General features: G+C 71.7%; 6 protein-coding genes. All 6 read left to right on the forward strand.

Annotated elements, in window-relative coordinates; genetic code table 11:
- Nucleotides 1-215: 215 nt before the first annotated feature.
- The 6 genes from cas3 to cas6e are packed head-to-tail and all read left to right on the forward strand — an operon-like array spanning nt 216 to nt 8,042.
- Nucleotides 216-2,978 (forward strand): CRISPR-associated helicase Cas3', encoded by a 2,763-nt coding sequence (cas3, locus tag AB0J08_RS40180; RefSeq protein ID WP_360644689.1) that lies wholly within the window; start codon nt 216-218, stop codon nt 2,976-2,978.
- Nucleotides 2,968-4,749, forward strand: coding sequence for a type I-E CRISPR-associated protein Cse1/CasA (casA, locus tag AB0J08_RS40185; protein WP_360644674.1), 1,782 nt, complete (start codon nt 2,968-2,970; stop codon nt 4,747-4,749). The genes cas3 and casA overlap by 11 nt, the downstream gene beginning before the upstream one ends.
- Nucleotides 4,746-5,399 carry a type I-E CRISPR-associated protein Cse2/CasB gene (gene casB / locus AB0J08_RS40190; protein ID WP_360644677.1) on the forward strand — a complete coding sequence of 218 codons (654 nt, stop codon included), beginning with the start codon at nt 4,746-4,748 and terminating at the stop codon, nt 5,397-5,399. Before casA ends, casB begins: the two co-directional genes overlap by 4 nt.
- A complete protein-coding gene (gene cas7e / locus AB0J08_RS40195) occupies nt 5,396-6,592 on the forward strand; it encodes a type I-E CRISPR-associated protein Cas7/Cse4/CasC (protein ID WP_360644680.1) in 1,197 nt (398 codons plus the stop codon). Before casB ends, cas7e begins: the two co-directional genes overlap by 4 nt.
- Nucleotides 6,589-7,338 carry a type I-E CRISPR-associated protein Cas5/CasD gene (gene cas5e / locus AB0J08_RS40200; protein ID WP_360644683.1) on the forward strand — a complete coding sequence of 250 codons (750 nt, stop codon included), beginning with the start codon at nt 6,589-6,591 and terminating at the stop codon, nt 7,336-7,338. Before cas7e ends, cas5e begins: the two co-directional genes overlap by 4 nt.
- Nucleotides 7,338-8,042: a type I-E CRISPR-associated protein Cas6/Cse3/CasE gene (cas6e, locus tag AB0J08_RS40205; protein WP_360644686.1), complete on the forward strand. Its 705-nt coding sequence runs from the start codon at nt 7,338-7,340 to the stop codon at nt 8,040-8,042. The genes cas5e and cas6e overlap by 1 nt, the downstream gene beginning before the upstream one ends.
- Nucleotides 8,043-8,704 lie beyond the last annotated feature (662 nt).

Consider the following 8,704-nt stretch of genomic DNA (forward strand, 5'->3'; position numbering starts at 1 on the left):
TCATGTTGCTCTTGCCACTCACGATCTGGACTGCTTCCTCCGGGACTCAACCGTCCCAGTATCAGGCTGTCCAGTTCAGCGGGGGAACTTCAGGGTGGGGTGTGCGAATGGCTTTCGATGGTGGTGGTTTGCGTTTGAGGTTGTCGGCGCGGGCGCGGAGTGTGTGGGCGAAGCACGATGCGAGCGGTGAGGGCTGGCTGCCGTTGTGGTGTCACATGGCGGATAGTGCGGCGGTGGCGGGGTTGCTGTGGGAACGGTGGTTGCCGGCGCGGGTGCGGGGGCTCGTGGCGGAGGTTCTTCCCGGGGGTGAGGTGGACGGGCGTCGGTTGGCGGTGTGGCTGGCGGGGGTGCACGACATCGGGAAGGCGACGCCGGCGTTCGCGTGTCAGGTGGACGGGTTGGCGGATCGGATGCGGTCGGCGGGGTTGGAGATGGCGTACCGGGGCGGGATGGGTCGGGATCGTCGGGTGGCGCCGCATGGGCTGGCGGGTCAGCTGTTGCTGCAGGAGTGGTTGGGGGAGCGGTTCGGCTGGCCGGGGCGGGTGACGGCGCAGTTCGCGGTGGTGGTGGGTGGGCATCACGGGGTGCCGCCGGATCATCCGGCGGTTGTGGATCTTGATGCGCGTCCGGAGTTGTTGCGGACTCCGGGTGAGAGCGAAGCGCTGTGGCGGGGCGTGCAGGAGGAGTTGCTCGACGCTTGTGCGGCCGAGTTTGGGGTGGAGGGGCGGCTTCGGGAGTGGCGGGGGGTGAAGCTGCCGCAGACGGTGCAGGTCGTCTTGTCGGGTCTGGTGATCATGGCGGACTGGATCGCGAGTAATCCGGATCTGTTCCCGTACTTTCCGCAAGAGCCCGGGCGGGAGGGTGGGCGTCGGGCGGCCGCGGCGTGGGAGGGGCTGGACCTGCCGGGGCCGTGGAGGGCGGAGTCGGCCGAGGGCACGGTCGAGGAGGTGTTCACGTCGCGGTTCGACCTGCCGAAGGGGGCGGTGGTGCGGCCGGTGCAGGCGATGGCGGTCGAGGTGGCGCGCACGATGGCGAAACCGGGTCTGTTGATCGTCGAGGCGCCGATGGGTGAGGGGAAGACCGAGGCGGCGCTGGCGGTGGCGGAGGTCCTGGCAGCCCGCAGTGGTGCGGGCGGGGTGTTCTTCGCGCTGCCGACGATGGCGACGAGCAACGCGATGTTCCCGCGGCTGCTGGACTGGCTGGACCGGCTGCCGGTGCGGAAGGGGGACCGCCTGTCGGTGCTGCTGGCCCATTCGAAGGCGGCGTTGAACAAGGACGCCGCCGAGCTGAGGGCCGCGTCGTGGCGCAGGGTCGCGGCGGTGGATGTGGACGGTGAGGTCCGGCTGCCGGGGGCGGGCGAGGAGAGTGCGGCGCCGGCCGAGCTGGTCGCGCACCAGTGGCTCGCGGGCCGGAAGAAGGGAATGCTGTCGTCGTTCGTGGTGGGGACGATCGATCAGCTGCTGTTCGCCGGCTTGAAAGGACGGCATCTGGTCCTGCGGCATCTGGCCCTGGCCGGGAAAGTCGTCGTGATCGACGAGGCGCACGCGTATGACACCTACATGAACGCCTATCTGGACCGGGTCCTGGGCTGGCTGGGTGCGTACGGGGTGCCGGTGGTGGTGCTCTCCGCGACCCTGCCCGCGAAGCGACGCAGGACGCTGGCGCAGGCCTATGCGGGCGCGCCGCAGGACGAGGGAGCTTTCGCCGCGGTGGAGGAGGCGCGGGAGTATCCGCTGCTGACCGCCGTGTGCGCGGGCCATGAGCCGCGGATCGTTGCGCCGCAGGCGTCGGGGCGCGGCCACAAGGTGCGTGTGGAGCGGCTCGAGGACGACCTGGAGGCGTTGGGGGAGCGGCTGGAGGTGGAGCTGGCCGGCGGGGGCTGTGCGCTGGTGGTGCGTAACACGGTGGACCGGGTACTGGAGGCGGCCACGGCGCTGCGCGAGCGGTTCGGGGCGGATGCGGTGTCGGTCGCGCACGCGCGGTTCATCGATGTGGACCGGGCGGAGAACGACCGGCGGCTGCTGGAGTCGTTCGGGCCGGACGGTGCGCGGCGGCCGCGGCGGCACATCGTGGTGGCCAGTCAGGTGGCGGAGCAGTCGCTGGATGTGGATTTCGACCTCCTGGTGAGTGACCTGGCGCCGGTCGACCTGTTGCTGCAGCGTGTGGGGCGGCTGCACCGTCATGTCCGGCCGGAGCGGCCCGCGCCGCTGCGGGAGGCGAGGTGTCTGCTGACGGGGGTGGACTGGGCGGGGCCGGTGCCTGTCGCGGTCGCCGGGTCGCAGGCGGTATACGGGCGTCACGCGTTGCTGCGCTCCCTCGCGGCGCTGCTTCCGTATCTGGACGAAGGGCGGCCGCTGGTCCTGCCGCAGGACATCAGCGCTCTGGTGCAGGAGGTGTACGGGGAGGGGCCGGTGGGGCCGGCGCTCTGGGCGGAGGAGCTGGAGGAGGCGCGGCGGGTTCACGAGCGGGTTCGGGCGGAGAAGGAACGGACGGCGGACGTGTTCCGGATCCGGGAGGCGGGCAAGGCCGGGCGGTCGCTGATGGGCTGGCTGGCGGGCGGGGCCGGGGACGCGGACGACACGCGGGCCGGGCGGGCGCAGGTGCGCGACAGTGCGGAGAGCCTGGAGGTGATCGTGGTCGAGGCGCTGGCGGACGGGTCGCTGGCGACGGTGAGCTGGGCGGGGGAGGGGCGCGGCGGTCTGCCGCTGCCGACGGGGGCGGTGCCTTCGCCGAAGGCCGCGAAGGCGGCAGCGGCCTGCGCGTTGCGCCTGCCGGCGCGGTTCACCCAGCCGCACGTATTTGATCGGGTTATCGCCGAACTTGAACTGTTCTATTTCGAAAGCTGGCAAGTCAAGGACAACCCTTGGCTGGCAGGGCAGTTGATCCTTCCGATCACCCCCGATTGTCCGACCCTTCTGGCAGGGTTCCGCCTCGAGTACACCCGCGAGAACGGACTCGAGGTATCACGTGCCGGATGACCAGGTGCAGGACGCGGCCGACGAACCGGCGTTCGACCTGACGCAGCAGGCTTGGATCCCAGTGCAGTTAACGGACGGCTCGGAGCGCGAACTGTCGCTGTCCGAGGTGTTCACACACGCCGGCCGGATCAGGCGGCTGGCAGGCGACCTTCCCACCCAGGACTTCGCCCTGACCCGGCTGCTCCTGGCCATCGTCCACGACGCGCTGGCGGGACCTGGTGACGTCGAGGACTGGGCCGAGCTGTGGGAGGACCCGTCACCCTTCGCCCCGGTCCTGCCCTACCTGGAGCGCCATCGCGGCAGGTTCGACCTGCTGCACCCCACCGCTCCGTTCTTCCAGACGGCGGGCCTGCGGACGGGCAAGGACGAGGTCTTCCCACTGAACCGGATCGTGGCGGACGTCCCGAACGGGAACCCGTTCTTCACGGCCCGCTTCCCGGGCGCCGCCAGGATCTCGTTCGCGGAGGCGGCCCGCTGGGTGGTGCACGCCCAGGCGTACGACACCTCGGGCATCAAGACCGGTGTGGTCGGCGATCCGCGGGCCAAGGCCGGGAAGGCCTACCCGCAGGGCACCGCCTGGGCGGGCGGCCTGGGCGGAGTGCTCGCCGAGGGCGAGAACCTGCGCGAGACGCTGCTGCTGAACCTCATCGCGGCCGACCACTGGAGCACCGTCCGCGGGGACCTGCCCGCCTGGCGACGCGACCCAGTTGGCCCCGGCGCCGCGGCCGACCTCGCCTCCCGCCCCACCGGGCCGCGCGACCTCTACACCTGGCAGTCGCGCCGCATCCGGCTGCACGCCGACAGCGACGGCGTGCACGGCGTCGTCCTCACCTACGGCGACCCCCTCGCACCGCAGAACATGCACACCGTCGAGCCCATGACGGGCTGGCGGCGCAGCCAGGCGCAGGAGAAGAAGCTGGGCCGGCCTCTGGTCTACATGCCACGGGAGGTGGATCCGGCGCGCGCGGCGTGGCGGGGGCTGGGGTCGCTGATCGCCGCCGCGGCGCCGACCTCCGGGGCGGCGGCGGGGGATGCGGCGGCAGAGCTGCGCCCGGGGCTGGTGCACTGGCTGGCGCGCCTGGAGGCCGATCGGATCCTGCCGAAGGGCAGGCTGATGCGGCTGAGGACATTCGGCGCGGTGTACGGCACGCAGCAGTCCGTCATCGATGAGATCAGCGGCGACGCGGTGGCTTTCGCGCTCGTGCTGCTCAGCGAGGTGGACCAGCGACTGGGCCGAGCCGCGGTGGACGCGGCCTCGGACGCGGACCTCGCCGTGCGGGCGCTGGGCGACCTGGCCGGCGACATCGCGCGAGCCGCCGGCAGCGAGTCCCAGACCCCGAGGCTGACCGCGCGGGACGCCGGCTTCGCTGCCCTGGACGGCCCGTACCGGCTGTGGCTGGCCGGTATCCGGGAGGGTGATGATCCGGCCGCGTTGCGGGGCGGCTGGCAGCGCCAGGTGCGCCGTGAGATCGGCCGGCTGGGCGATGAGCTGGTCGCTCAGGCGGGAGAGGCCGCCTGGCAGGGCCGGGTCGTGACGGAGGGGAAGACCGAGACGTGGCTGACCGCGGCCGCCGCCGATCTGTGGTTCCGCGGCCGGCTGCGGCGCGCCCTTGCGCTCGCGGCTCCAGCCGTAGCCGTCGCCGGGCTTGACCGGCCCGAAGCCGAGACCGTCAGCATTCCGGCCCAGCCAGTCGGCTCCGGCCAAACCGCGACAGGCGCCGGCCCGGCCGGCGCGGTCACCAATCCCGACCCTCGAAGGACAACCGTATGACCACCGCCTCACCGGCTCCCGCCCGACGGCGTGAGGCCCTCGGCCCGGTCGGTGCCCTGGCCGGGCGCGAGATCGGCCGGCTGCAGAACGGATACCTCGCTGACCGGCCGGACGCCGTCGCCGCCCTGGCCCGGCTGCGCCGCGGCGCGGGCAAGGACGTGGCCGTCGTCCCCGACCTGTGGGGCCTGCTGGACACCGAGGCTCTGTACGCGGACCGGGCACTGCGTCAGGAGGCCGCGCACACCGCTCTCTTCACGGCGGCGACGCTCTGGTCGCTGCACCAGCAGTCCCGGTCCTCTCGGATGCACCGGGCCGATGGTGACGAGCTTGGCGCCGCTGTGCGCAGGCTCATGCCCGGCACCGGTATCGACGAGCCGACCCGCAAGCGCTTCGTGCGAGCGGGGTCCGCGCCGAGCCTCGAGGCCCTGGCCACCCGGCTGCGCGAGATCACGCTACTACTGCGCCGCGAGGACCTCGCCCTGGACTACGCCCTGCTCGCCGAGCAGCTCTACCAGTGGCAGCGGCCCGGCGGCCGGGATCGTGTCCGTGCTTCCTGGGGCCGCTCTTTCCACGCCTACCGCGCCGTTTCGTCAGACCCGGCGGGCGGCGACGACGCCCCCGCCACGGACCAGAAGGACGACAGTCAGTGACAAGCCGCATCATCCTCGACGTGCACGCTCTGCAGAACGTCCCGCCGAGCAACCTGAACCGTGACGACACGGGCGCGCCCAAGACGTCGGTGTACGGGGGCGCCACCCGTGCCCGGGTGTCCAGCCAGTCGTGGAAGCGGGCCACGCGCCGCTACTTCGAGGGGATCCTCGATCCGGGTGAGCTCGGGGTGCGCACCAAGCGCGTCGCTGAGCTCCTCGGCGAACGGATCACCGTGCTGGCGCCGGCTGTCGACGGGTCCGCGGCGCTCGCGCTGGCCGCGGAGGTGCTGCACGCGGCGACCGGATCCAAGATCGAGCCGCCTAAGCGCAAGGTCGACGCGGCGAAGAAGAACGGCGATCCCGATCCCGCGCCGGAGTCGTCGTACCTGCTGTTCCTCAGTTCCCGCCAGCTCGACGGCCTGGCGGAGCTCGCGGTGGAAGGTGCCGCCGATATCAAGGCGCATCTGAAGGACAAGGACGTCAAGGCCCGCGCCAAGAGGATCGCCGACAGCCGGCACTCGGTCGACATCGCCCTGTTCGGCCGTATGGTCGCCGACTCGACAGACATCAACGTCGACGCCGCCGCTCAGGTGGCTCATGCCATCAGCGTGCATCGGGCCGAGACCGAGTCGGACTACTTCACCGCCGTCGACGATCGCAGCGGCGACGCCGAACCGGGCGCCGGCATGATCGGCACCGTCGACTTCAACTCCGCCACCCTGTACCGGTACGCCGCGGTCGACGTCGATCTGCTGGAGCGCAACCTCGGTAAGGGCCTCGACTCGCAGGAGGCGCCCGCCACGCCGGTGCGCCGCGCTGTGGAGGCGTTCCTGGACGCCTTCGTCTCCTCCCTGCCCACCGGCAAGATCAACACCTTCGGCAACCACACCCTGCCCGACGCCGTCATCGTCACCCTGCGCACCACACGCCCGGTGAGCTTCGTCTCGGCGTTCGAGAAGCCGGTGACCGCGGACGGTGCCGGCGGCCACCTGGAACCCGCGTGCGCCCGCCTCGCCGACTACGCCCCGGAGATCGAACGCGCCTACGGCGACGACACCGCCCAGACCTGGGTCCTGCGCGTGGGGCAGGCCACCGCCAAGCTGTCTTCGGTGGGCGACGAGGTGCCGAGCCTGGCCCGCCTGGTCACCACCGTCGGTGCCGCCGTGGCCGAACGCCTGGAGCAGCGCGGATGAGCGTGCTGGCCCTGCAGCTGGCCGGCCCCCTGCAGTCGTGGGGGGCCTCCTCGCGCTTCGCCCGGCGCACGACGGAGTCCGCCCCGACCAAGAGCGGTGTCATCGGGCTCCTCGCCTCCGCGCTCGGCTTGGATCGTGCCGACGACGATGGGCTCGGCGAGCTCGCCGCCCTTCGTTTTGGCGTGCGCATCGACCAGCCGGGCACCCGCCTGCGCGACTACCAGACCGCACAGCACTTCGACACCGGTGAGTCGATGCCGCTGTCCGAGCGCTTCTACCTCGCCGACGCTGTGTTCGTCGCGGCTGTCGAAGGGCCGGCTCCGCTCATCGACAAGGTCCACGCGGCCCTTCGCGCGCCGGCCTACTTGCCCTACCTGGGACGCCGTTCCTGCCCGCCGTCGAGGCCGCTGGAACTGGCCGTCCACCCCGCCAGCGGCCTCGACACCGTACTGGCCGAGCTCCCCTGGCAAGCCTCCTCCTGGTACCAGCAACAGCGACGCCACCACCCGGCGGTCGACCTGACCGCTCTGATCGAAGCGGCGACGGACGGCAGCGCCGATGCCCCGGCCCAGGCCGACACCCTGCGCGACCAGCCGCTGAGCTTCGACCCGCGCCACCGCCGGCACGGGCTGCGCACCGTGCGCACCGTGATTGTCACTGTGCCCAACCCACAGGCACGGCCACGCACGATGCCAGGCGCGACCGTTCCCGTGCACGACCCGACCGAACACCTGGAAGGCGTCTGATGTACCTCACCCGCTTCCGCCTCAACACCGCGCGGCCGGACGCCCGCAGGCTGTTGTCCTCACCCCAGACCATGCACGCCGCGGTCATGTCCTCCTTCCCCGAGCTCCTGCCCACGGCGCCGGGCCCGCGCGTCCTGTGGCGGGTCGACCACAACGCCCCGGCCGAGGTGCTGCTCTACGTCGTCAGCCCCTCCCGCCCCGACCTGACACACCTCGTGGAGCAGGCCGGCTGGCCGGCCGCAGCCGCGACCGGGACGGCAGGCTGGCAGACCTACAACTACGCCCCATTCCTCGAACGCCTCGACAAGGGCACCTGCTGGAACTTCCGCCTGGCCGCCAACCCGGTTCATCACGTCCGGGTCAAGGACGGAACCCCGACCAAACGCACCGCCCACATCACCCCCCGGCACCAGATGCAATGGCTGCTCCAACGGCAGGAAGCCGGCGGATTCCGCATCACCACCAAACCGCTGGACCGTCGGCACACCGAACACGGTGACGAACACCAGCTCGCCGTCCACAGCCAGCGCAACACCGCCTTCACCAAGCGCGGCGCCGCCGGGCGCGTCACCCTCACCACCGTCACCTTCGACGGCCGCCTGGAAGTCACCGACCCCGATGCCCTCCGCGGCGTCCTGATCGGGGGACTGGGCAAGGCCAAGGCTTACGGCTGCGGCCTGCTGACCCTCGCACCGCTCGGGTAGACCAGTGGGCAACTACAACGCCCTCACCACTTAAATCCCCAGGACCGGGAGCGCTGCCACTTCTGTCGGCAGGCACAGGGGTCTCACTAGAGTGCCCGGTAAGACGCCGCGATGGTTGTCCGCCCGGAATCGGGCCGACAACCATCGTGTCAGCGGGCGGACCAGATCGGGCAGTCGGCCGTGTGGCGGGTCAGCACGACCACGGTCCCGCCATCCGTGAGCTGTCGGTCTCGGGAGACCGTGCAGCACGCCACCGGCACCGGAGGCATCGCCCGGACAGTGGCGGGAGCCTCGTCCCGGGCCGGCACGGTGGTACGCGACCAGACGGGTTCCACGACCAGCCGTCCGGGTCGGCGGAAGAGAGCCTGGCGGCCGGCCTGCTCAATGGGCACCCCCAGAGCTCGGGCGCGGGCGTGGAGACGACGGCGGTCGCGGCGTTCGGACATGGTGACACCCTGCACCCTCTCACCCCGCCTACGCCAACGCCCTGGCGGGCGCCGTCGGATCGATGGCCTCCGTCGAGCCGGCTGCGAGGCAGTGAACGTCCGATGACGCGGCTCCAGGACGACGCCGACCTCACCCACACCGCGCCGCGCGCCGCAGCCTCCCCGCCCTCGCTCCTCGAGTACAGCAGATTCGCGAGTGCCACGTTCCGCTCTTCC

This window comes from Kitasatospora sp. NPDC050463, assembly GCF_040655255.1.
GTDB lineage: Bacteria > Actinomycetota > Actinomycetes > Streptomycetales > Streptomycetaceae > Kitasatospora.

Excerpts from the sequence above, each read along its gene's own strand:
- cas3 (WP_360644689.1), top strand. The coding sequence starts at position 216 with ATGGCGGATAGTGCGGCGGTGGCGGGGTTGCTGTGGGAACGGTGGTTG.
- casB (WP_360644677.1), top strand. The coding sequence starts at position 4,746 with ATGACCACCGCCTCACCGGCTCCCGCCCGACGGCGTGAGGCCCTCGGC.
- cas5e (WP_360644683.1), top strand. The coding sequence starts at position 6,589 with ATGAGCGTGCTGGCCCTGCAGCTGGCCGGCCCCCTGCAGTCGTGGGGG.
- cas6e (WP_360644686.1), top strand. The coding sequence starts at position 7,338 with ATGTACCTCACCCGCTTCCGCCTCAACACCGCGCGGCCGGACGCCCGC.